The organism is Modestobacter sp. I12A-02662, from assembly GCF_041028325.1.
Lineage (GTDB): Bacteria > Actinomycetota > Actinomycetes > Mycobacteriales > Geodermatophilaceae > Modestobacter.
Genome location: NZ_JABGDE010000007.1, coordinates 84502 through 106986 on the forward strand (window position 1 = coordinate 84502; position 22485 = coordinate 106986).

The window sequence follows — 22485 nt, forward strand, 5'->3', positions numbered from 1 at the left end:
GACATGGAGCGTACGCAGGCGGTTCGCGGCCCGGCACAGTCCGGGGACGGCGCCGGCGCCCCCCTCGGCGGGGAGACCCGCGTCGACGTGGTCGCGCCCCGGTGAGCGCGCCGACGATGCGGGCGTTCGTGCTCGACGCGCCGGGCAGGTGCTCGGTCCAGGAGGTCCCCGCGCCGGTGGCGGTCCCCGGCGAGGTGGTGGTGGACGTGGAGCGGGTGGGCGTCTGCGGCACCGACGTCGAGTTCTTCACCGGTGAGATGGCCTACCTGGTCGAGGGCGACTCGACCTACCCGATCCGGCTGGGGCACGAGTGGGCCGGGACCGTCGCCGCGGTGGGGGACGGCGTCGACCGGTCCTGGCTCGGCCGGCGGGTCATGGGCGACACCATGCTCGGCGACCGGACCTGCCGCCGCTGCCGGCGCGGGCACCAGCACGTCTGCGCGCACCGGCAGGAGGTCGGGGTCCGCGGCCGGCGGCACGGCGCGCTCGCCGAGCAGGTCGCCGTCCCGGCCTGGTCGCTGCACGCGCTGCCGGACGCCGTCGACGCCGTCCTGGGCGCCCTGGTCGAGCCCGGCGGCAACGCGCTGCGCGCCGCGCGGGCCACCGGCGCCGGGCCGGGTGACCGGGCGCTGGTCCTCGGGCCGGGCACGATCGGGCTGCTGGTGGCGATGTTCCTGCGCGCGGCCGGCGCCGAGGTGCACCTGATGGGCCGCACCCCGGAGTCGCTCGCCTTCGCCCGGGGCCTCGGCTTCCCGCACGTCTGGACCGAGGCCGGCCTCCCGGACCTGCCCTTCGACGCGGTGGTCGACGCCTCCACCGCCGAGCACCTGCCCGCACTGGCGCTGGACCTGGTGGAGCCGGCCGGGCGCGTGGTCTACATCGGCCTGGCCGGCCGGCCCAGCACGGTCGACACCCGGACGCTGGTGCTCAAGGACGTCACCGCGGTCGGTGTGCTGTCCGCCTCTCCCGGGCTCGCCGACACCATCGCCGCCTACGCCGGCGGCGCGGTCGACCCGCGCCCGCTGGTCGCGGCCACGGTCGGCCTCGACGAGGTCGGGTCCGTGCTCGCCGGCCGCCCGCCCGCGGGGGCCGGTCCCGGACCGAAGGTCCTCGTCGACCCCCACCTGCGCTGACCAGCCGGGGAGACGACCGACCGGCGTCCCCCGTCAGCCGAGGCGGTCGGCGACGCTCCGCTCGGTGATCCGCCGGATCCGGTCGGTCTGCCGGGAGAGCGTCATGTCCAGCAGCCGGTCGACCGGCGGCACCTCACCGAGCCGGGCCAGCCCCATCCACCGGGGTACCGACACCGACCGCGACCAGTACGAGGTCAGGCTGCGGGCCACCTGCTCGGCGACCCGCTCGCTGCGGACGCCGCGGGAGAGCCTCCCCTCGGCGTCGTCGTCGGAGACCGGGGCCGCGCCGCGCCCGCGCACCAGCCACTCGGTGGCCACCGGGCCGGGCGTGACCGAGTGCACGCGGACGCCGCGGGCGGTGACCTCGCGGCGCAGCCCCTTGACGAAGCCGTGGGCGCCGGCCTTGGTCGCCGAGTAGATGGTCAGCGGGGGGACCTGGGACAGCGCGGCGACCGAGGCGATGACGACGAGGTCACCGCGGCCGCGCTCGGCGGCGGAGGCGAGCAGGTGGGGCAGGGCCAGCCGGGCCAGGTCGACCACGCCGGTGAGGTTCGTGTCGACCATCGCCGTCACGGCGTCGGCCGGGGTGTCCTCGACCAGAGCGGCGTACCCGACCGCGGCGTTGAGGACGACGGCGTCCAGGCGGCCGTGCTCCTCGACGACGCGCTGCACCAGCGCGACGCGGTCCGCCGCGGAGGTCACGTCGGCCGCCATCCCCGTGACGCCCGGGACGCCGGCGAGCGCCTCGGTCAGCCGGGCCCCGTGCCGGGCGCAGGTCACCACCCGTGCGCCGGACGCGGCCAGCCGGTGGACGGCGGACCTCCCGATGCCGGCGCTGCCGCCGGTGACGAGGACGACACGGTCACGCAGATCGGTCACCGGGCGGTTGTTCCCATCCGGACGGGGAACAACCGCGTCGTGACCGACGAGTCCGCCCAGCAGAGCACCGGCGGGGACGCACCTGTCCCCGGCCCGACCGACCGCCGTCCCGCACGTGCCGTCCCACCCACGTACGTGGACGCCAACCGGCTGTGGGTGGACTCGCGCGTCCGGGCCCTCGTGCAACGCCGCGTGGAGGCCCCCGTGCTGCTGCGCCTGGGCGGTCGCGTGGACGGCGGCCGGGTCCTGGAACTGGGCACGGGCCGCCGCGGCACCGGTCTGCGGCTGGCCCTCGAGGTGTTCGGGGCGGCCCGGGCCGAGGGGGTCGAGCGGTACCCGGCGAGCGTCGTCGCCTGCCGGGCCGCGGTCCGCGACCTGGCCGACCGCGTCGAGGTGGCGCACGGCGACGCCACCCACCTCTCCGCGCCCACGGCGACCTACGACGCGGTGTTCGGCTTCCACGTGCTGCACCACGCCGTCCACTGGCGGGCGGCCGTGGCCGAGGCGGCGCGCGTGCTGCGCCCCGGCGGGCGCTTCTACTCCTGCGAGATGACCGCGCGGATCGTCGACAGCCGTCCGCTCCGGGCGGTCTCCCACCATCCGGCGGACGGCGACCGTCCCGACCCCACCGGGCTGGCCGCTGCCTGCGCGGACGCCGGGCTGACCGTGCTCGCGCAGGAGACGCGGCTCGCCGGCTGCTGGACGGCCCTGGTCGCGACCAAGACCTGACCTGGCGGCCCGCCGGCCCGGGGGGCCGTTCTCGTGCCGGTTCCCCGACGGGCGGCAGCGGCGCGCCGACGCAGGGACCGCCGGCCGTTGACACCTCTCCCGCCGCGTTCCTACGGTCGCCGCGTTCAGGACCGCACCTGGGGGCACGACCCCGTACGCCGTTCCTGCTCCGGGTTCGGTGGCCCCCTGCCACCGTGCGACGACGCCGGTGGACCGCCACGGACACCGGAGTCCCCATGCGCGCACGCCCAGCCCTCTCGTCCCTCGGCGCGCCGGGCCTCCCGGGGCGCCGCTGGCCGCTCGCGGCGGCGGTCGGCGTCGGTGTCCTGGTCAGCGCCGGCACGACCCCGGCCGCCGCCCAGGACGGCCCGAGCACCTCCGTCGAGTCCTTCGGCACCGCACCCGACGGCACCGCGGTCGACCGCTGGACGCTGAGCAACGGGGACATCACCATGCAGGTGCTCACCTGGGGCGGGGTGATCCAGACGCTGGAGGTCCCCGACGCCGACGGGGAGGTGGAGAACGTCGTCCTGGGCTTCGCGGAGCTGGACGGCTACGTCGGGGACGACGACCCGTACTTCGGGTCGCTCATCGGCCGGTACGGCAACCGCATCGCCGGCGGCAGCTTCACCCTCGACGGCACCACTCACCAGCTGCCGCTCAACGACGGCCCGAACACCCTGCACGGCGGGCCCACCGGCTTCGACGACCAGGTGTGGGAGGCGACCGACGTCTCCGACGACGAGGTCGCCGCCCTGGAGCTGCGGCTGGTCAGCGAGGACGGGGAGGAGGGCTTCCCCGGCACCCTGACCACGACGGTCACGTACACCCTCGACGCGGACAACCGGCTGGAGGTGCACTACGAGGCCACCACCGACGCGCCGACCGTCGTCAACCTGACCCAGCACACCTACTGGAACCTGGCCGGCGAGGGGTCGGGGAGCATCTACGACCACGAGCTGCAGATCGACGCGGGCGGCTACACCCCGGTCGACGAGACGCTCATCCCGACCGGGGAGATCGCGCCGGTGGCGGACACCCCGTTCGACTTCCGGGAGGCCACCCCGATCGGTGAGCGGATCCGCGAGGACGACCAGCAGTTGCTGTACGGGCAGGGCTACGACCACAACTGGGCGCTCGACCGTGCGGACGACGGGGCGCGCGAGGGCTCGGACGGTGAGGACGCCCTCGAGGAGGCGGCCGTGCTGACCGACCCGGACAGCGGCCGGACGCTGACCATCTCCACCACCGAGCCGGGCCTGCAGTTCTACTCGGGCAACTTCCTCGACGGCACGCTCGTGGGCACCGGCGGGAGCGTGTACCGGCAGGGTGACGGCCTGGCGCTGGAGACCCAGCACTTCCCCGACTCGCCGAACCAGCCCGACTTCCCGTCGACCGAGCTGCGCCCGGGCGAGGTGTACGACAGCACCACGGTGTTCGAGCTCTCCTACTGACACCGCACCTCACCGCACCGGGGGCGTGCCGCCACCGCGGCGCGCCCCCGGTCGCGCGACACGCATCACTCGACGAATCCGGCACTCCCGATTGTCACGTTGCGATAACGCTGGGTACGGTGGAGGAGTCCGGACGGTCTCCCGGACCCCATCCGGGGAGACCGATCGTCGCCTGGCTGGTCACCCTCGCCGGTGCGCCGGCACGAACCGGACGGGCCGCGGACCACGCGGCCGCACATCCGCCGCAGCCCACCGCACCGGGGGTCGCTGCTGCGCTCGCACCCTCGGAGCACCCGCACCCATGCACCTCCGCACCACCGTGTCCGGCCGCGCCGCCGACCGCCCCGCCCGGACTCCCGGCCGGCACCGCCGCCCGCCGGCGCCCCGCCTCCGCCCCACGCTCTACCTGGGTGCTGCCGCGGCCGGCGCCGTGCTGGTCAACGTCGTGATCGGCGCCGGTCCCGGCGCCCAGGCCGAGGCCACCGCCGCCGACCCGACCAGCGTGGCCGCTCAGCTGGGGCTCACCTCGCAGGCCGTTCCGGCCGACGCGACGCCGGACCTCGAGCCGCTGGAGCAGCTCGCGGCCAGCCGCAGCGCCCGCGAGTCCGCCCAGACGGCGGCGCAGCAGGAGCAGGCCGCCGCCGTGCAGGCGGAGGCCGAGCGGCAGCAGGCCGAGGCGGCGGCCGCCGCACGCGCCGCTGCCGAGGCGTCCGCGGCCGCGGAGGCGGAGGCCCGGGCCGAGGCCGAGGCCGCCGAGGAGTCCGAGGAGCGGGCACCCGCGCCGACGAACGCCGCGGCCCCGACCGTCGCGGCGGGCAACGCGGTCGCCCGCATCTCCAACAGCGCGGGCGGGATCAAGCAGCAGGCGCAGGCCGCCGCCAACGCCGTCGTCTCCAACGTCCCGGGCGCCGCCGGCATCACCCTCGGTGGCACCCGCCCGAGCGCGGCCGACCCGGGCGGCCACCCGTCCGGCCTCGCCGTGGACTACATGGTCCTCGAGGACGCCGCCCTCGGGAACGCGATCGTCGCCTACCACGTCGCCCACTGGGACGAGCTCGGCGTGGACTACGTCATCTGGCAGCAGCGGATGCTCAGCTCACCGGACGGCGCCTGGAAGTCGATGGCCAACCGGGGGAGCGCGACGGCGAACCACATGGACCACCCGCACGTGAACTACCTGGGCTGAGCCCGCCGGGGCGGCGGTCAGGGGCGCGGGTTCGTCCGTGTCCAGCCGCGCTCGTCCCGGCGGGCGCCCATGCCGGCCCGGCAGCGCCGGCACACCGCCTGCACCTCGTCCGCGTGCCGGCCCGACTCCGGCTGGGCGTCGGCCCAGCTGACGTGCGGGAAGCGGGTCAGCCGGGACCTGCTCAGCGACAGCCCGCAGACCGTCTCGTTGCGCCCCGGCTCCCACGCGTGGACCTCACCGGCGGGCCGGCGGATGCCGTCGGGGTCGGTCCAGGTGTCGGCGGCCGCGACCGCGGCGGTGCGTGCTCCCATGCGCGCACCGGTACCCGCGTACGGGAGACCCTGACCGCCGAGTGCGGGGGGACCGGGCGGGCTACAGGTGGTCAGCGCCCGGGATCCGCGTCCTCGGCGCGCAGGGACGGGCGCCGGGCGAAAGGCGGCGCGTGCTCGGGCCGCAGGCCGACGCCGATGAGGAAGGCGGGGACGAAGGAGACCTGGGGGATCCGGCGCAGCAGCGCGAGCACCGGCCCCGGTGGTCCCATCCGCCGCCCGTCGACGATGGGCGCCACGAAGCCCCGGTGCATCACCCGCTGCAGGGCCTGGACGAGGACGGTCGCCAGGACCCGGCGGCGGCGGACCGCGGCCAGCTCCTCCGGGCGCACGCCTCCTCGCCGCAGCGGTGCCGCCAGCAGGGTCGCCGCGGCCACGGCGTCCTGGACGGCGAGGTTGATGCCGACCCCGCCGACCGGGGACATCGCGTGGGCCGCGTCGCCGATGCACAGCAGCCCGTCCACGTGCCAGCGGTCGAGCCGGTTGACCCGCACGTCGAGGTGCTTGACGTCGTCCATCGTCGCCAGCGCGTCGACCCGCTCCCGGAGGTCGGGCATCAGCTCCGCGACGTCCTCCCGGAACCGCTCGATGCCGCGGGCGCGGATCTCCGGATCGGCGCCCTTGCGGCCGACGTAGGCCAGCTGCAGGAACGTGTCGCGGGGGATGACCAGCGCGAACCGGCCCCTCGCCGCCCGCGGGGTGAGCGAGGTGGGGCGGTCGTCGGGGGTGCGGGGGAGCCGGAACCACCAGACGTCGATCGGAACGGGGAACTCCCGGGGCCGCAGCCCCGACAGGCGGCGGGCGATCGACCAGCGGCCGTCGCAGGCGATCGTCAGCTCGGCGCGGATCTCGCCGGTCCCGCCGTCGGCGGTGCGGTAGCGCACGCCACGCACCCGGTCCCCGTCGCGGATCAGGTCGGTCACCTCGGTCTGCATCCGCAGGGTGAAGCACACCTCCTCCCGCCCCGCCTCGGCGAGCAGGTTGAGCAGGTCCCACTGCGGCACCATCGCGATGTAGGGGTACCGGACGGGCAGCCGGCGGAAGTCGGCGACGGTCACGCCACGGCCGCCCCCGGCCGGGAAGACGACCTGCTCCAGCTTGCTGTAGGGCAGCCTCGAGAACTCGTCGGCGAGGCCGAGCTCGTCGAGCAGCTGGAGCGTCGAGGGGTGCACGGTGTCGCCGCGGAAGTCGCGCAGGAAGTCGGCGTGCTTCTCCAGCACGGTGACCTCGACGCCGGCGCGGGCGAGCAGCAGACCCGCCACCATCCCGGCCGGGCCGCCGCCGACGACCACGCAGGTGCTGTGCTCGCTCATGGCGGGTCTCCCGTCCGGCCGTCCGTCGGCGCGGGGTCCGGTCGGGGTCCCCGCCCCCGGTCGGGTGCAGTCTCCACCGCCGGCGGGCCGCTGACCATGCCCTCCGGACCCGCGCGGAGGCGGGCCTCCAGGACGTCCCGGGGCAGCACCACCTGGACGGTCGTGCCCCGGCCGAGCAGCCGACCCCCGGCGTCCAGGGCCGAGCACTCGCACGTCAACCGGGTGCCCTGCAGCTGGGAGCACCGGGCCGTCACGCGGATCCTGTCGCCCACCCGGCTCGGTGCCAGGTGGTCCACCGACACCGCGCGCCCGATGCCTGCCTCGCCGTCCTCCAGGTGGCGGAGGAGCAACTTGCGCCCGGCCTCCTCGAAGTGCTTGGCCATCGAGTAGGTGGCGTACACCGGGTGCACCGGTCCGAGCTCGTCGAACCGGACGGTCATCTCCGCCGTCACCACGACGTCCAGGTCCGCGGTCGCACCGATCGGGACGGGCTTCATCCGGCCACCTCGCAGCTCTGTGCCGGGACCGCGGGCGTCCCCCCGGGCCGGTGCACGACCGAGGACCGTAGTGCCGCGCCCGGACGGCCGGCTGCCCGAACCCGTCGGGGACAGGCCACGATCAGGTCATGGACGTCGACGCGCGACTGCGCGAACTCGGGATCGAGCTGCCGGCACCGATGGGGCCGGGCGGCAACTACGTCCCGGCCATGGTGGCCGGAGACCTGGTCTTCCTGTCCGGGATGGGGCCGGTGCGACCCGACGGCAGCCTGGTGACCGGCAAGGTGGGCGACGGCGGGCTCGACCCGGACACCGCGCGGGAGGCCGCACGGCTCACCGGGCTGCAGCTGCTGGCCGCGTTGCGGGCGGAGCTGGGCGACCTGGGCCGGGTCCGGCAGGTGCTGAAGCTGTTCGGGATGGTGAACTGCCGGCCGGGGTTCAACCGCACCCCCGCCGTCATCGACGGGTGCTCCGACCTGCTCGCCGAGGTCCTCGGGGACGCCGGCCGGGGCGCCCGGTCCGCCGTCGGCATGGCCGAGCTGCCCTTCGACATCGCCGTCGAGATCGAGGCCGTGGTGCAGGTGGCGTCGTGACGGCGCCCGTGCTGCTCGAGGCGATGACCTACGAGGAGATCCGGACGGCGCTCGCCGAGGGCCGGCGCGACGTCGTCGTCCCGTGCGGAGCGGTGGAGCAGCACGGTCCCCACCTGCCGCTCGACGTGGACGCCGTGCACGCCGAGCGGCTCGGCCGGGAGGTCGCCGAGCGACTCGGGACGGCGCTGGTGGCCCCGACGATCCGGGTCGGCGTCTCGCCGCACCACATGGCCTTCCCCGGGACGATCAGCCTGCGGCCGGAGACGTTCGAGGCGGTCTACTCCGACTACTGCCGGAGCCTCGCCGCGCACGGCTTCCGCACCATCCTGTGCTTCTCCGGGCACGGCGGGAACTTCGCGCCGCTGGCGGACATGGAGCAGCGGCTGGACGACCTGGTGGGGCCGGACTGCCGGGTGATCGTGTTCGCCGACCTGCAGGGCCTGGTCGCGGTGTGGAAGAAGGCCGTCGAGGAGGCGGGCGTGGACCCCGACCACGTCGGCGGGCACGCGGACGTCGCCGAGTCATCGGTCTACTCGTTCCTCCGCCCCGGCGAGGTGCGGACCGACCGGGTCGTCCGGGGCCACGTCGGGCCGGTGGACGACGAGATGCTGCGGCGCCTGTTCGACGACGGGATGACCGCGCTCTCGGCCAACGGCGTGCTGGGTGACGCGCACGGGCTCTCCAGCGGCATCGGCGAGGTGTGCGTGCAGCGGGTGGCGGACATGATCGCCGGCCACTTCGCCCACCGGATGGGCGACGTCGCCGCGTCCTGACCCGGCGGGCTCGGGTGCCGGGGCCTCCGGTGCGCGAGCCGCTCACCCGGCGGCAGCGGCGTGACAGCGCCCTGCCAGCGCCGGCCGCCAGGATCGCTGCCGTCAGCGGCAGCCAGGAGGGACGACCATGACCACACCACTGTCCGACGTCGGGGAGCTGGGCACGATCCTGGGCGTCTGGGCCCATCCCGACGACGAGGCGTACCTGTCCGCCGGCCTGATGGCCGCGGCCCGCGACCGCGGCTCCCGGGTCGTGTGCGTCACCGCGACGCGTGGCGAGCACGGCACCCCGGACCCGGGGACCTGGCCGCCGGAGCGGCTGGCCGAGGAGCGGACCCGGGAGCTGGCGCGCTGCCTGGCGGTGCTCGGGGTGACCGAGCACCACTGGCTCCCGTACCGGGACGGGACGTGCGCGGCGGTGCCGACCGCGGACGCGGTCGCGCGGCTGTGCGCGGTGATCGAGGAGGTGGAGCCGGACACGGTGCTGACCTTCGGACCGGACGGCATCACCGGTCATCCCGACCACCAGGCGGTCTCGGCGTGGACGGCGGCCGCCTTCGACCGGGTGGCCCCGGCCGGCGCCCGGCTGCTGCAGGCCGCGTTCCCCGAGCAGCGGGTGGCCCGGTGGCGCGACCTGGACTCCGACCTCGGGGTGTACCTGCCCGGCTACCCGATCGTCGTCCCCGCCGAGCGGCTGGTCGTCGACCTGCAGCTGCCGCCGGACCTGGCGGAGCGCAAGGTCCGGGCGCTGGCCGCGCAGGAGACCCAGACCGCCGGCCTGATCTCGGCGCTCGGGCTCGACCGCTACACGGCCTGGGTCGGCGAGGAGGGGTTCGTCGAGCGCCCCCGGCCACCGGTCGTCGCCGCCGCGGAGGTCGCCCGCGCCGGGACCGGGTGACCCGCCGGACGGCGACGCGCGGTGAGCCCATTCCCAACCGGCAGCGCCCGGAGAATCCTGGTCCGATGGCGCACATCACGGCTCAGAAGGGCAAGTCCATCCCTCTGGCGGCCTTCGCCGCCGGCGCCGTCGTGGCGGTGCTCGTCGGGGTGTTCGGGCGGCTGCACGAACCGACCCTCGACGGCACGACCACCCTCGGCTACCCGACCGTCCTGGCCATGAAGACCGTGGTGTCGACGGGGATCGGGGTGCTCGCCGTCGTCCAGCTCCTGGGCGCGCTGTGGATGTACGGCAAGCTCGGCGTCAAGGCGCCGTCCTGGGTGGGCACGGCGCACCGGACCACCGGGATCATCGCCGTCCTGCTGTCGGTGTTCGTCGCCTACCACTGCCTCTGGTCCCTGGGGCTGGAGGTCGGGACGCTGCCGGACGGCACGCCGGTGTCCACGCGCTCGTTCGTCCACGGGCTGCTCGGCTGCGCCGTCGTCGGCGCCCTGGTCGTGAAGGTGACCGCGGTCCGGTCGCGGCGCGCTCCTGGATGGTTCCTGCCGGTGGCCGGCGGACTGCTCTTCACGCTGCTCGTCCTCGCCGTGCTGACGTCGGTCACCTGGTACGTCGGCACGAAGGGCTGGCCGAGCCAGGCCGGGTAGCCCAGAGGTTCGAGAACCGGACCACCACCCCATGATCGAGACCCTGTGCCTCGTCCCGGCACAGCTGCGCTCGATGGATCCGTCGCCGGAGGCTGGCCATGGCTCGCAAGATCATCCTCGACTGCGACCCCGGTCACGACGACGCGGTCGCCCTGCTGCTGGCCACGGGAGCCCTGAGGTCGACCTGGTAGCGGTGACGACCGTCGCGGGCAACCAGACCCTGGAGAAGGTGACCCGCAACGCGCTCTCGGTCGGCCGTGATGGGCATGACCGGGGTGCCGATCGCCGCCGGGTGTCCCCGCCCGCTGGTGCGGGACGTGGAGCCATGACCGGCGTGTTCGCGGTGATGAACGGGCTGCTGCCCACCCTGGTGCAGGACCCGGAGGCCAGTCTGGGGCTCAGCGCCGGTGAGTCGGCCTGGTGGATCCTGACGCCGTACGCCCTGGCGGGGCTGGCGATGGGGCCCATCGCGGGACGGCTGGCCGGGACCATCGGCTACCGCACCGTCCTGCGGGCCGGCATGCTCGGCACGCTCGTCTTCGTGCTGCTGCTGGCCTTCACCGCCGGCGCCACGACACGCGTGCTGGTGCTGCTGCTGTCGATCGCCGTCGGCATCACCTATGCCGGCACCGTGAACATCATGCTGAACGGCCTGGGGATCGTCCTCTCGCCCAAGGAGAACCCGGGCTTCCTGCCCGGCCTCAACGCCGGCGCGTTCAACCTGGGCGCGGGGCTCAGCTTCGCCCTGCTCTGCGCGGCCGCGGCGGCCTTCGAGTCCGACGACCCGGGCTCCGCGGCCGGCTACTCGGCGGGCATGTTCGCCGGCGCGGTGATCATCGGGCTGGCGCTCGCCGCCTCGTTGCTCATCCCACGTCCCGTCGACGCCGAGGAGCACACGCCGGTGTCCCGGTCCGCTGCCGGGACGGGTCGTGCCTGACCGCGCCCGCGGCCCGCTGCTCGTGGTCGGGTCGATGAACGCCGACCTGGTCGTGCGGACCTCCCGCCTGCCCCGGCCCGGGGAGACCGTGACCGGCTCGGATCTGGTGGTCTCGCCCGGCGGGAAGAGCTCGAACCAGGCGGCGGCGGCCGCGCTGCTCGGTGCCGACGTCCGGCTGCTGGGCCGGGTCGGCGACGACGGCAACGCCGACCTCCTGCTCGCACGCGCGCGGGCTGCCGGGGTCGACATCCGCCGTGTCGAGCGGCTGCCCGACGTGGCGACGGGCACGGCCATGATCGCGGTCGACCGGTCCGGGGAGAACTTCATCATCGTGTCCCCGGGCGCCAACGCGCAGTTCGCCGCAGCGGACGTCGTCGCCGCCGCTGACTTCTTCGCCGACGGCAGCGTCCTGTGCTTGTGCCTCGAGGTCGACCTGTCGGTCGTGCAGGCCGCGGCGGAGGCGGCGAACGCCGCCGGTGCCACGGTGGTCCTCAACCCCTCACCGTTCCAGGACCTGGACGAGCGGCTGCTGCGGCTGGTCGACGTGCTCGTCGTCAACGAGCACGAGCTGGCGGACCTCGTCGGTGGCGAGGCGCTCGGGAGCCCCGACGCGCCGGACTGGGAGCGGGTCCTGGAGGAGCTCGGCTCCATCGGCCCCCGTCACGTGGTGGTGACGCTCGGCTCGGCGGGTGCGGTGGTGCTGGCCCTGGACGCAGCCGGTGCCGCACGGGTGCACGCCGAACCCGCGCCGAGGGTCGAGGTGGTGGACACCACCGGCTGCGGCGACGCCTTCCTGGGGGCACTGGCCTCCCGGCTCGCGCTGGGCGAGGACCCCGGCACCGCCTGCCGGTTCGCGGTCCAGGTCGGGTCGTTCGCCGCCACGCGACCCGGGGCCCAGGAGTCCTATCCCACGGCCGCAGAACTCGACCGTTTCACCGGTTCCCTGGCGGGGGCCCGGTCGTCGGCCGCCGAGGTCGTCGCCGAAGGGGCGTCGCGCTCCGCGGAGTAGTGCGCCCCGGACGGGGCACGACGGCGGCCAGCCCCACGGCACGCGGCAGCTGGTCAGCCCCTTCCGGCCGTTCCGGTCCAGCCGATCGCGCCCGTCGGATCGTGGATGGCCGCCCCGGCGGCGGCCAGAGCGGCCTCGTGCTCACGGCCGTGGTGGGCGCAGAAGATGAGGTGCCTGCCGCTGGGCAGCACGGCCTGGACGCAGCCCTGCGCGCCACAGGCGCCTCGGCCGGTGCTCCCGTCCTTGCCGCCCACGACAGCGGGGGCGTCGCAGCGGTCGCTCAGGGTCAGGGGAGCGACGACGGCCGGGGCCGGGGACGGGGCCGTGTCGTGGTCGAAGGTGGTGGGCACCGGGTTCCTCCGTCAGGTGTCGATCGTTCAGGTCGGGCGCACCGCGGGACGAGCGGACTCACCCGTTCGGCCGTCCCTGCCCGACGCTCTCGCCCGGGACCGCCTGGGCGTCCGCCCCGCCAGGTCCGGGGTTCTCGGCGGGGCGCGGACGCGATCCGGCAGCCGTGGTCCGCTCCCCGAAGGGCCGGATCACGGCCGACGCGACCGCCAAGCCCAAGGTGGAACGCAGGGCGGACAACGGGGGCGCCTCCAGTTCCCGCTTCGGATCGGTGAATGCGCGACTGTGCACGTCGTTCATGCGTTCCCTCCTTCGTCGTCGTCGCCGTACGGCCGCGGCGACAGTTCGGTCCGATGCGGACTGCCGGTCATCCCGACAGGCAGCCGCGCTGGTGGCCAGCATCGGCGGTGCGCACCTCCCGCGTCAGCTCCGCTCCGACGACCCGCTGGCGGCTCCGACCGCTGCTGGGTCACGGTCACCGCCGGCGGCCAGTTCGGCGAAGTGCCGCAGCGTGACGAGTCCCTCCAGCCGTCCGGCCTCGTCCACGACGGGGACGGCGTCGGTCGGGGCGTTCAGCAGGACGCGCGCGGCATCCCCCAGGTCGTCCTGAGCGTGCACTCCCGGCTGGGCGCCGTCGCGGAACAGGGAGTGCAGGGGCGTGCGGTGCGCGCCCATCGGTTCCGGCGGCCATTCCTGGGCGATGGTGCGGTCGTCGAGCACCCCGACGGGGCGCTGGTGGTCGTCGACCACCACCAGGTGGTGCGATCGGGTTCGCTGCAGGTGCTCTCGCGCCGTCCACAGCGCGGCGCTCTGGTGCAGCGCCGGAGGGGTCCGGTCCATCGTCCGTGCGACGGTGCTCGCACGGCGACCGGATCGCGTCGTCGGCCCCCGTGGACGGGCCGGCTGGGTCTGCGCCATCGCCACGTCCGCTCGGTCGATCGCCGCTCTGTGCAGGTGTGCCGAGGCTCTCATGGTCGTCTTCTCCTTCGTCGTCGTCGTCAGCCCCCGCTCGCCCTACACCATGCGCTGAAAAGGTGCCGGTCCACAGGTCGGGCACCGGACGATCTCGACCCTCCTGCTTGCCGGTCGCAAGCAATGCCCGCATCAGGCACGCTCGATCTACCTGCGACAGGCTGTCCGTGGCCTTGCCGAGCCTCGGAAAGTGAGTCGCGCAGCTCCCGGCTGCCGCCGACATGAGGCGAGGGTGGCTCCTCGATCGAGACGACGATCGCCAGGCGGTCATCCCACAGCGCGGCCGATGAGCTCGTGGCTGCCGGCCGGTCCAAGCTCGTGACGCCCGAGGGAAGGACACCGCCATGTCAGAGCTTCTCGTCGACTTCATCACCTCACTCGACGGCTACGCGTCGGGAGAGGGATGGCCCGGGTTCTGGGGCCTCGAGGGCCCGGAGTACCTCGCATGGCTGGGCGCGCAGCCCGAGGTCACCTACCTGATGGGAGCGAACACCTACCGCCTGATGTCGGGCTTCGCCGCCGGCCAGGTCCCTGATGGCCAGGACGGGTTCAGGCCCGAAGAAGAGGCGTCCGTCGACGAGCTCACGCGAGCGTCCAAGGTGGTGTTCTCCTCCTCGCTCGAGGAGCCACTGACGTGGGCCAACTCCACGCTCGTCCGCGACGACGCCGCCGAGGCGGTCCGCGCCCTGAAGTCGAGCGGCTCGGGGCTCCTCAGCACGATCGGCAGCCTCAGCCTGTGCCGGTCCCTGCTACGAGCCGGACTCGTCGACCGCTTCCGGGTCGTGATGTTCCCGGTGATCACCGGGGCCACGGGCGAAGAACGCATCTACGACGGCTATCCGGACGTCGCCCTCGAGATGATCGAGCACCGCACCTTCGACGGCCGCATCCAGCTGGTCGAGTACAAGCCCCGCGTGCTCGAGCACCCGCCGCTCGGCGCCCCTGCGTGACGTCGCCCCGTCCGCCGGTCCGGACCGTCGCCGGGCCGTGCCCTGGGGATCGCGATCAGCGGATCCGTGTGGAACCGGCGTGGCCTGGCGGCGGGCGGTGCCGAACGTCTGTCGCGCCGGGGAACCGGCTCGGCTCAGGCGGGGATCGGCAGCTCGGCCTCGTCCGCGAACGCGTCCGCGTGCCGGTGGCCGAGCTCGATCAGGCCCAGCTCCTGCTCGACGTGCTCGAAGCGGTGCAGGTCCTCGAGGTCCAGGCCCACGAGCTCCCGCTCGGTCCGGCCGTGCTCACGGATCAGGTGGTCGCGGAGCCAGGCATTCCGCGCAGCGGCCTCGTGCAGCGAGCGCGGACGGCGTGACGCCGGAACCAGCGACCTCGGCGAGTGACGCACCATGGGACGACCTCCTGGTCGGGCTGGCCCACCGGACGCCCCGGTGGTGACCTGACTCAACGGTCGGGCACCGCCCGTCCCGCCAGTAGCCACCCTGGGTGGCGGGAGCCCGCCACCTGCGGGTCGACCCTGCACACCTGCGGGGCCGGTCACGGCCGGGCGAGGTTGCGGGCGATGGCCTCCCGGGCCAGCTGCAGGACGGCGCCGCGACCGGGCGCCGGCCCCGTCAGCGGCACCCGCGGCCGCCGGTCGTCCGCCGGGGCGTCCGGCGCCGCGTCGGCCGCCGCGTCGATCAGCCCCGCCGGCCGCTCCTCACCGAGCCCACGGAGCAGGTCCGCGAGGTTCCGCAGCGTCGCCCACAGGTGCGTCCAGTTCCCGGTGCGCTCGAAGTAGTCGATGACCTCGCGGTAGCCGTTCAGCGCCTCGCGCGTGCGGCCGCTGCGTCCCCGTCCGGCGAGCAGCCCGACCATCGCCACGCCCGCCAGGAAGGTGCCGCCCGAGCTCCGGGCCAGCTCGATCGCCCGCAGGTACGCCTCCTCGGCGGCGCCGCTGTCCCCGGCGAGGCTCTCGATCTCACCCTGCACGTAGGCGGTCCACGACTGCATCGAGGGCGACCGCACCCGCCCGCGTCCCAGCTCGTTCAGCGCCCGCGCGCCGTCCAGGTCCCCGGCGTACGCCGTGGCCAGGGCGGCGATCCCGTGCGTCCCGCGGGGCCGCGAGGTCAGCCCGGTCGCGGCCAGCGCGTGGCGGGCCGAGTCGGCATGGGCACCCTGCGCGAGCGCCACGACCGACAGCACCATCCGGCAGATCCAGGAGCCGGGGTCGTCCTCGGTCGTCAGGGCCAGGCCCGCCCGCGCCAGCCGCTCCGCGGTGGCGCGGTCGCCGCGGTGGTAGGCGGCCTCGCCCGCCGTGCCGAGCACGACGGACGCCTCCGGGTGGGTCAGGATCGCGGGGTCCCCGGCGAGCTCCTCGGCCCACCCACGGATCTCGGTCAGGTCCCGGTAGGCGACCGCGTCGAACAGGTCGCCGACGACGGCGGCGCACTCGTCCAGGCGACCCCGCTCCCGGGCCAGTCGCCAGGCGGTCCTCAGGTTCGCCAGCTCCCGCCGCAGGACCCGGTCCGCCCGCGGCTCGCGCTCGGTGTCCATCGCCGCGCCGAACTCCGCGGCGAGGTCGACGGCCCAGCGGATCAGCCGGTCGACGGCGTCCGCCTCCTCACCGGCCGCGGTCAGCCGGTCCATGCCGAACGCCCGCAGCGTCTCCAGCATGCGGTACCGGGTGCCGCCGCTGAGGTCGGCGTCGAGCATCGACGCGTCGACCAGGTGGGCCAGCAGGCTGCCCGGGTCACCCTCCAGGTGCAGGTCGGCGGCGATCCGCTCCGCGGTGTCCAGGTCGACGCCGTCGGTGAAGACCGACAGGTGGCGGAACAGCCGTCGCTCGTCCTCGTCCAGCAGCTCGTAGGACCAGGCCACCGTGGCCCGCAGCGTGCGGTGCCGGGCGTCCCCGCTCGGCCCGGCGCCGCCGCCGAGCAGGTCCAGCGAACGGTCCAGCCGGTCGCGCAGGTCGGCGGGGGAGAAGCTGGACAGCCGCCCGGCGGCCAGCTCGATGGCCAGGGGCATGCCGTCCAGCCGGTGCACGATGTCGGCGACCGTGTCCAGCTCGCCCGGCGACAGCGGCGGACCGGGACGCACCCGGCGGGCCCGGTCGAGGAAGAGCGTCACGGAGGCGACCCGCAGCGGGTCCTGACCAGGGCTCGGCACCGGAAGGGGCGAGAGGCGGAAGGCGTGCTCGGCGGCGAGCCCGAGCCGCTCGCGGCTGGTGCCCAGCACGGAGACCCGGGGGCAGGCAGCCAGGACGGCCGCGACCGTGTCGCGGACCGGGTCGAGCAGGTGCTCGCAGTTGTCGACCACCAGCAGGCAGGGGCGGTCACCGAGGACGGCGAGGCAGGCCGCCAGGACGTCGCCCTGGACCACCCGGAGGTCGAGGGCCGCCGCCAGGGCGTGCGGCACGGCGCCGGGGTCGGTGACCGGCCCCAGCAGCAGCACCGTCGCCGGCCCGCTCGCCCGCGCCACCTCCAGGGCGACCCGGGTCTTGCCGACTCCACCGGGCCCGACGACGGTGACCAGCCGTTCCGACGAGAGCAGCCGGTGCAGGGCCGCCACCTGCGCCTCGCGGCCGATCAACGCGGTCGCCGGCCGCGCGGACGACCCGGACCGGACCGGCGCCGGCCCCAGGGCTCCGCCGGCGATCTCCCGCTCGAGCTCGTCCAGCGCGGGCGACGGGTCGAGGCCGACCTCGTCGGCGAGCCGGCGGCGGTGCTCCCGCCCGACGCGCAGGGCGTCGGGCGCCTGGCCGGCCGCGGCGAGCGCCCGCATCAGCAGCAGGACGGCGGGCTCGCGCAGCGGGTCCTCGGCGGCGGCGGCCTCGGCCAGGCCGAGCACGTCGGCCGCCTGGCCGGCGGCGACCGCGGTCGCGACCAGGGCGTCGGTGACCTCGCGACGCAGCTGCCCGCACTCCGCGACCGCCGCCGCGATCGGCGCGACGTGCACCAGGTCGGCGAGCACCGGCCCCCGCCACAGCGCGTGCGCCTGCCGCAGCAACGCGGTCGCGGCAGCCGGGTCGGCGGGCGCCCGCGAGCGCGCCGCGGCCAGCAGCGACCGCGCCTGCGCCAGGTCCAGGTCCTCGCCGTCGACCGCGAGCCGGTAGCCCTCGGGGCCGGTCTCCAGCCGGGCCGCCGCCGCGCCGAGGTGCCCCCGCAGCCGGGACACGTGGCTGTGCAGCGCCTGCCGGCCCGAGTCCGGCACCTCCGCCGGCCACAGCGCGTCGACGAGGGAGTCGACGGTCACCGTCCGGCCCTCCGCCAGGGCCAGCAGGCCCAGGACCGCCCGCCGCTTGGTGCCGGGCACGTCCACCGGTGACCCGGACACGGTCAGCCGCAGCGGCCCGAGCACCTCGATGCGCATCGGGGGCACCTGCCTCGCGGCCATCCTCCACCTCCCCGGAGGAGAGCATCCCGCGCTGCCGGCACGGCCGGGAACCCGTCGGCAGCGCGGCGACAGCGGGTGCGAGCGCCGTGACAGCGCCGGCCCGCACCGTTCCGCACGTCCCGGCAGCGGTCGGGACCCGACGACCAAGGAGATCGACATGGACCACGGCAAGGTGCACGAGTTCCTCGGGCAGTTCGTTGCGGACGCGGGCGCGGTCGGCTCGGCCGGCGCGGTGGTGATCGGCCACCGGCTGGGCCTCTACACGGCCCTCGCCGAGGGGCCCGCGACCCCCGCGGAGTTCGCCGAGCGCACCGGGTGCGTCGAGCGGTACCTCACCGAGTGGCTGCGCAACCAGGCGGCCGGGGGGTACGTCACCTACGACCCGGCCACGGGCGCCTTCTCCCTGACCGAGGAGCAGGCCTTCTGCCTGGCCGACCCGAACGGGCCGAACCTGCCCGCCGCCTTCCTGGTCGGCGTGGGCTACCTGAAGGCCGAGGCCAAGCTGACCGAGGCGTTCCGGACCGGGGACGGCATCGGCTGGCACGAGCACGACGACGACGTGTTCGTCGGCGTCGACGCGTTCTACCGGCCCGGCTACGTGGCCGAGCTGGTGTCCTCCTGGATCCCGGCGCTGGACGGCGTCGAGGAGAAGCTGGCCGCAGGGGGCCGGGTCGCCGACGTGGGCTGCGGCCTCGGCTCCACCTCGGTGCTCATGGCCCAGGCGTTCCCGCGCACCACCGTCGTCGGGTCGGACTACCACGCGGAGTCGATCGGGCTGGCGCGCAAGCACGCCGCGGAGGCCGGGGTCGGTGACCGGGTCGACTTCGAGGTGTCGACCGCGCAGACCTTCACCGGCTCGGGCTACGACCTGGTGACGACGTTCGACGCCCTGCACGACATGGGCGACCCGGTGGGTGCCGCCCGGCACGTGCGCGAGGCGCTGGCCCCGGACGGCACCTGGCTGCTCGTCGAGCCGTTCGCCCCGGACCGGGTCGAGGACACCCTCAACCCGGTGGGCCGCCTCTACTACGCGGGCTCGCTGTTCCTGTGCACGCCCAACGCGCTGTCCCAGGAGGGCGGCTACGCCCTGGGCGCCCAGGCCGGGGAGGCGCCGGTGCGCCGGATCGCCGAGGAGGCCGGGTTCACCCGGTTCCAGCGGGTGGCGCAGACCCCGTTCAACGTGGTCTACGAGATCCGCCCGTGAGCGGCGGCGGCGGCCGGCTCCGGCCGGCCGCCGCCTTCCACCGCGCGTCGGGCCGCCCCGGCCCGGTGGAAGGACGCCGGAAGACGCCGTTCCTAGCTTCTCCGCCGAGGGGCCGCCCCGGCCCCCGACGATCCGGAGGAGCACGACATGACCAGCACGACCACCCCGCGCGCGGCCCGCAACGGCGTCGACGTCCCGACCCTGTTCGCGACGCTGGACGCGGTCCAGCAGACCCCGGAGATCGCCGCCTTCCAGTTCCGCGCCCGCAACCGCTGGGTGAGCGGCACCCACAGCATCAGCACCATCCGCGGCTTCTCCGGCGCCCTGCAGGAGGACACCAGCCGCACCGAGGACTTCGTCTACGACGCCGACCACCCGACCGTGCTCGTCGGCACCGGCCACGGGCCCACCCCGGTCGAGTTCCTGCTGCACGCCATCGCCGCCTGCCTCACCGCCGGCGTCGCGAACATCGCCGCGGCCCGCGGGATCACGCTGCACGAGATCACCTCCACCGTCGAGGGCGACATCGACCTGCGCGGTGTCCTCGGCCTGTCCGGCGAGGTGCGCAACGGCTACTCCGCGATCCGGGTGCACCTCGAGGTGGCCGGCGACGCCAGCGACGAGCAGCTGCGCGCGGTCGTCGAGCAGTCCCGCCGGCGGTCGGCCGTCTACGACGTCCTCACCCACGGCGTCCCGGTGCACGTCGACGTCTCCACCGCCTGACCCGCCCCACCCCGATCGGCCGGCCGCGGCCGAGGAAGGAGCAGCGCCATGAACGCCGTCGACACCGTCGTCGTCGGAGCCGGCCACGCCGGCCTGGCGATCAGCGCACACCTGACCGCCGGCGGGCGTGACCACGTCGTCCTCGACCGCGGCCGCACCGCGGAACGGTGGCGGAGCGAGCGCTGGGACTCCCTGCGACTGCTCACCCCGAACTGGATGGTCCGGCTGCCCGGCTACGACTACGGCGGCCCGGACCCCGAGGGCTACATGACCGCCGGTGAGCTCGTCGAGCTGCTCGACCGCTACGCGCTGGCCTGCGGTCTCCCCGTCCTGGAGAGGACGCCGGTGCGGTCGGTGGCCCGCGCCCGCGACGGTTTCGTCGTCACCACCCCGGACGACACCTGGTGGGCGGCGAACGTCGTGGTCGCGACCGGCGCCTGCGAGGTCCCCCTCGTTCCCCGAGCCGCCGCCGGGATGGACCCGGCGATCACCCAGCTGACCTCCTCGACCTACCGCAACCCCGGCCGGCTGCCCGACGGTGGCGTCCTGGTCGTGGGCGCCTCGGCCTCGGGCCTGCAGATCGCCGACGAGCTCCGGCGGGCCGGGCGCGAGGTCGTCCTCGCCGCCGGCAGCCACACCCGGCTGCCCCGCCGCTACCGGGGCATGGACGTCATGTGGTGGCTGGAGGCCCTCGGTGCGCTGGACCGCAGCGTGGACGACGTCGGCGACGTCGACCGGGCCCGGCGCGAGCCCTCCCTGCAGCTGGTCGGTCGCCCGGACCGCGCCCGCCTGGACCTGGGCACGGTCAGCGCCGCCGGCGTCCGGGTCACCGGCCGGCTCACCGCGGTCCACGGCGCGGTGGCGAGCTTCGACCGCGACCTGGCCGACGCCGTCCGCGCCGCCGACGCGCGGCTGCACCGGCTGCTGCGGCGGATCGACGAGTACGTGACCGCGCACGGGTTGGGGCAGGAGGTCGGCGAACCGGACCCGCCGCCGGCGGTGGCGCTGCCCGAGCCGGTCGACCGCCTGGACCTGGCCGCGGCCGGGGTGCGCACCGTCGTCTGGGCCACCGGCTACCGCCGCGACCACCGCTGGCTGCCGGCCGAGGCCCTGGACGGGCACGGCGAGCTGCGGCACCGGTACGGCATGACCCCCGTCCCCGGTCTGTTCACCGTCGGCCAGCGCTTCCAGACCCGCCGGAACAGCACCTTCATCGGCGGCTCGCGGCACGACGCGGCACTGGTCGCCGCACACCTCGACGTGGTGCGCCCGGGCCGGCCCCGGACCGACGTCGCGCTGCGGGGCCGGTCATGACCGCCGGGTACGACGTCGTGGTGGTCGGCGGGCGCGTCGCGGGCGCGGCGACGGCCCTCCACCTGGCCCGCCGCGGCGTCCGGGTGCTCGTCCTGGACCGCGGCTCCGCCGGCAGCGACACGCTCTCCACCCACGCCTTGATGCGCGCCGGCGTCCTCCAGCTCCACCGGTGGGGGCTGCTGGACCGGCTGGTCGCCGCGGGCGTCCCGCCGGTGCGCAGCACGGTCTTCCACCACGTCAGCGGGGACACGCACATCTCGCTGCGGCCGGCGGCGGGCGTGGACGCGCTCTACGCCCCCCGCCGGACGACGCTGGACGCCCTGCTCGTGGACGCCGCGGTCGAGGCCGGGGCGGAGGTCCGGCACGGCGTGCGGGTCACCGGCCTGCTGCGCGGGGCCGGCGGGCGGGTCGTCGGGGTGCACGCGGAGGACCGGGCAGGATCGGCGTTCGACGTCCCGGCCCGGATCACCGTGGGCGCCGACGGGGTCCGCTCGACGGTGGCCCAGCAGGTCGCCGCCCCGACCGACCGGCAGGGCAGCGCCGCCGCGGGTGTGCTGTACACCTACCTCGCCGACCTCCCCGCCGAGGGCTACGAGTGGTTCTACGGCCATCGGGCGTCCGCCGGTTTCATCCCCACCGAGGACGGTCTGACCTGCGCCTTCGCCGCCACCGGAGCGCCCCGGTTCCGCGGCCTGCCCGGTAGGGGCGCCGACCGCTTCGCCCAGCTGCTGGCCGAGGCAGCCCCGGCCGCCGCCGCGCGGGTCGCGGGCGGGCAGCAGGTCGAGGGCCTGCGCGGCTTCGGGGGCGTCCCCGGCCGGCTGCGGCGTGCCGGCGGCCCGGGCTGGGCGCTGGTCGGCGACGCCGGCTACTACAAGGACCCGCTGAGCACGCACGGCATGAGCGACGCGCTGCGCGACGCGGAGCTGCTCGCGCTCGCCCTGACCGGCGCGCTCGACGGCGCGGTGCCGGAGGCGGCCGCGCTGGCCGCGTTCCAGCAGCAGCGGGACCGGCTGTCGACGTCCCTGTTCGAGGTCACCGAGCAGGTCGCCGGGCACACCCTGGAGGAGGAGCGGCTGCGCCACCTGCTGCGGGAGCTCAGCGCCGCCATGAGTGACGAGATCGAGGCGCTGCTCGCACTCGACCGCCGTCCGACGGCGGTGGCCTGACCGGCGGCTCGGGTCGACCCGGACCACTGGACCCTGAGGCCGGGCAGGCCCCCGA

General features: G+C 75.5%; 23 protein-coding genes. 15 read left to right on the plus strand and 8 right to left on the minus strand.

Annotation, left to right across the window (positions count from 1 at the left end):
* Window positions 1-101: 101 nt before the first annotated feature.
* A complete protein-coding gene (locus tag HL189_RS11715) occupies window positions 102-1133 on the plus strand; it encodes a zinc-binding dehydrogenase (protein ID WP_369133875.1) in 1032 nt (343 codons plus the stop codon).
* 33 nt (window positions 1134-1166) lie between these two features.
* Here the strand turns inward: HL189_RS11715 and HL189_RS11720 are convergent, their stop codons facing one another.
* Window positions 1167-2012: an SDR family oxidoreductase gene (locus HL189_RS11720; protein ID WP_369133876.1), complete on the minus strand. Its 846-nt coding sequence runs from the start codon at window positions 2010-2012 to the stop codon at window positions 1167-1169.
* Window positions 2013-2051: 39 nt separating this feature from the next.
* On the opposite strand from HL189_RS11720, the gene HL189_RS11725 reads away from it, so the two are divergent.
* The 3 genes from HL189_RS11725 to HL189_RS11735 all read left to right on the plus strand — a co-directional run bounded on the left by HL189_RS11725 (window position 2052) and on the right by HL189_RS11735 (window position 5381).
* Window positions 2052-2741 carry a class I SAM-dependent methyltransferase gene (locus HL189_RS11725; RefSeq protein ID WP_369133877.1) on the plus strand — a complete coding sequence of 230 codons (690 nt, stop codon included), beginning with the start codon at window positions 2052-2054 and terminating at the stop codon, window positions 2739-2741.
* A 236-nt stretch (window positions 2742-2977) separates the two neighbouring features.
* Window positions 2978-4195 carry an aldose epimerase family protein gene (locus HL189_RS11730; RefSeq protein ID WP_369133878.1) on the plus strand — a complete coding sequence of 406 codons (1218 nt, stop codon included), beginning with the start codon at window positions 2978-2980 and terminating at the stop codon, window positions 4193-4195.
* Window positions 4196-4496: 301 nt separating this feature from the next.
* Entirely contained in the window at window positions 4497-5381 is an 885-nt protein-coding gene (locus HL189_RS11735) for a hypothetical protein (protein ID WP_369133879.1), read from the plus strand.
* Between the two features lie 17 nt (window positions 5382-5398).
* On the opposite strand, the gene HL189_RS11740 is transcribed toward HL189_RS11735, so the two are convergent.
* The 3 genes from HL189_RS11740 to HL189_RS11750 form a co-directional block, all read right to left on the minus strand.
* Window positions 5399-5692, minus strand: coding sequence for a hypothetical protein (locus HL189_RS11740; protein ID WP_369133880.1), 294 nt, complete (start codon window positions 5690-5692; stop codon window positions 5399-5401).
* 71 nt (window positions 5693-5763) lie between these two features.
* Window positions 5764-7023, minus strand: a complete 1260-nt coding sequence (locus HL189_RS11745) for an FAD-dependent oxidoreductase (RefSeq protein WP_369133881.1) — start codon at window positions 7021-7023, stop codon at window positions 5764-5766.
* Window positions 7020-7520: a thioesterase family protein gene (locus HL189_RS11750; protein WP_369133882.1), complete on the minus strand. Its 501-nt coding sequence runs from the start codon at window positions 7518-7520 to the stop codon at window positions 7020-7022. Before HL189_RS11750 ends, HL189_RS11745 begins: the two co-directional genes overlap by 4 nt.
* 128 nt (window positions 7521-7648) lie before the next feature.
* Here HL189_RS11750 and HL189_RS11755 point away from each other — a divergent pair, with 128 nt between their 5' ends.
* The 6 genes from HL189_RS11755 to HL189_RS11780 all read left to right on the plus strand — a co-directional run bounded on the left by HL189_RS11755 (window position 7649) and on the right by HL189_RS11780 (window position 12377).
* The gene (locus HL189_RS11755) at window positions 7649-8113 is read left to right on the plus strand and encodes a RidA family protein (RefSeq protein WP_369133883.1); all 465 of its coding nucleotides are present in this window, start codon (window positions 7649-7651) and stop codon (window positions 8111-8113) included.
* The gene (locus tag HL189_RS11760; protein WP_369133884.1) at window positions 8110-8886 is read left to right on the plus strand and encodes a creatininase family protein; all 777 of its coding nucleotides are present in this window, start codon (window positions 8110-8112) and stop codon (window positions 8884-8886) included. Before HL189_RS11755 ends, HL189_RS11760 begins: the two co-directional genes overlap by 4 nt.
* Window positions 8887-9013: 127 nt before the next feature.
* Window positions 9014-9784, plus strand: coding sequence for a PIG-L deacetylase family protein (locus HL189_RS11765; protein WP_369133885.1), 771 nt, complete (start codon window positions 9014-9016; stop codon window positions 9782-9784).
* Window positions 9785-9849: 65 nt separating this feature from the next.
* Window positions 9850-10431, plus strand: coding sequence for a DUF6529 family protein (locus HL189_RS11770; protein ID WP_369133886.1), 582 nt, complete (start codon window positions 9850-9852; stop codon window positions 10429-10431).
* A 325-nt stretch (window positions 10432-10756) separates the two neighbouring features.
* On the plus strand, window positions 10757-11368 hold the full coding sequence (locus HL189_RS11775) for an MFS transporter (RefSeq protein ID WP_369133887.1): 612 nt from the start codon (window positions 10757-10759) through the stop codon (window positions 11366-11368).
* Window positions 11361-12377, plus strand: coding sequence for a ribokinase (locus HL189_RS11780; protein ID WP_369133888.1), 1017 nt, complete (start codon window positions 11361-11363; stop codon window positions 12375-12377). Before HL189_RS11775 ends, HL189_RS11780 begins: the two co-directional genes overlap by 8 nt.
* A 53-nt stretch (window positions 12378-12430) precedes the next feature.
* On the opposite strand, the gene HL189_RS11785 is transcribed toward HL189_RS11780, so the two are convergent.
* Complete coding sequence (locus HL189_RS11785) at window positions 12431-12727, minus strand: hypothetical protein (protein ID WP_369133889.1); 297 nt, start codon at window positions 12725-12727, stop codon at window positions 12431-12433.
* 421 nt (window positions 12728-13148) lie between these two features.
* Entirely contained in the window at window positions 13149-13565 is a 417-nt protein-coding gene (locus tag HL189_RS11790; RefSeq protein WP_369133890.1) for an HPP family protein, read from the minus strand.
* Between the two features lie 476 nt (window positions 13566-14041).
* Between HL189_RS11790 and HL189_RS11795 the strand changes: the two genes are divergently transcribed.
* Window positions 14042-14647, plus strand: coding sequence for a dihydrofolate reductase family protein (locus tag HL189_RS11795; RefSeq protein WP_369133891.1), 606 nt, complete (start codon window positions 14042-14044; stop codon window positions 14645-14647).
* A gap of 134 nt (window positions 14648-14781) precedes the next feature.
* On the opposite strand, the gene HL189_RS11800 is transcribed toward HL189_RS11795, so the two are convergent.
* Together HL189_RS11800 and HL189_RS11805 are read right to left on the minus strand one after the other, a co-directional pair.
* Complete coding sequence (locus tag HL189_RS11800) at window positions 14782-15039, minus strand: hypothetical protein (RefSeq protein WP_369133892.1); 258 nt, start codon at window positions 15037-15039, stop codon at window positions 14782-14784.
* A 146-nt stretch (window positions 15040-15185) separates the two neighbouring features.
* Entirely contained in the window at window positions 15186-18023 is a 2838-nt protein-coding gene (locus HL189_RS11805) for a BTAD domain-containing putative transcriptional regulator (protein ID WP_369133893.1), read from the minus strand.
* Window positions 18024-18180: 157 nt separating this feature from the next.
* On the opposite strand from HL189_RS11805, the gene HL189_RS11810 reads away from it, so the two are divergent.
* The 4 genes from HL189_RS11810 to HL189_RS11825 all read left to right on the plus strand — a co-directional run bounded on the left by HL189_RS11810 (window position 18181) and on the right by HL189_RS11825 (window position 22430).
* The gene (locus tag HL189_RS11810; RefSeq protein WP_369133894.1) at window positions 18181-19227 is read left to right on the plus strand and encodes a class I SAM-dependent methyltransferase; all 1047 of its coding nucleotides are present in this window, start codon (window positions 18181-18183) and stop codon (window positions 19225-19227) included.
* 147 nt (window positions 19228-19374) lie between these two features.
* A complete protein-coding gene (locus HL189_RS11815; protein WP_369133895.1) occupies window positions 19375-19950 on the plus strand; it encodes an OsmC family protein in 576 nt (191 codons plus the stop codon).
* A gap of 48 nt (window positions 19951-19998) precedes the next feature.
* The gene (locus tag HL189_RS11820; protein WP_369133896.1) at window positions 19999-21264 is read left to right on the plus strand and encodes an NAD(P)-binding domain-containing protein; all 1266 of its coding nucleotides are present in this window, start codon (window positions 19999-20001) and stop codon (window positions 21262-21264) included.
* Window positions 21261-22430, plus strand: a complete 1170-nt coding sequence (locus HL189_RS11825; protein WP_369133897.1) for an NAD(P)/FAD-dependent oxidoreductase — start codon at window positions 21261-21263, stop codon at window positions 22428-22430. Before HL189_RS11820 ends, HL189_RS11825 begins: the two co-directional genes overlap by 4 nt.
* Window positions 22431-22485: the final 55 nt, after the last annotated feature.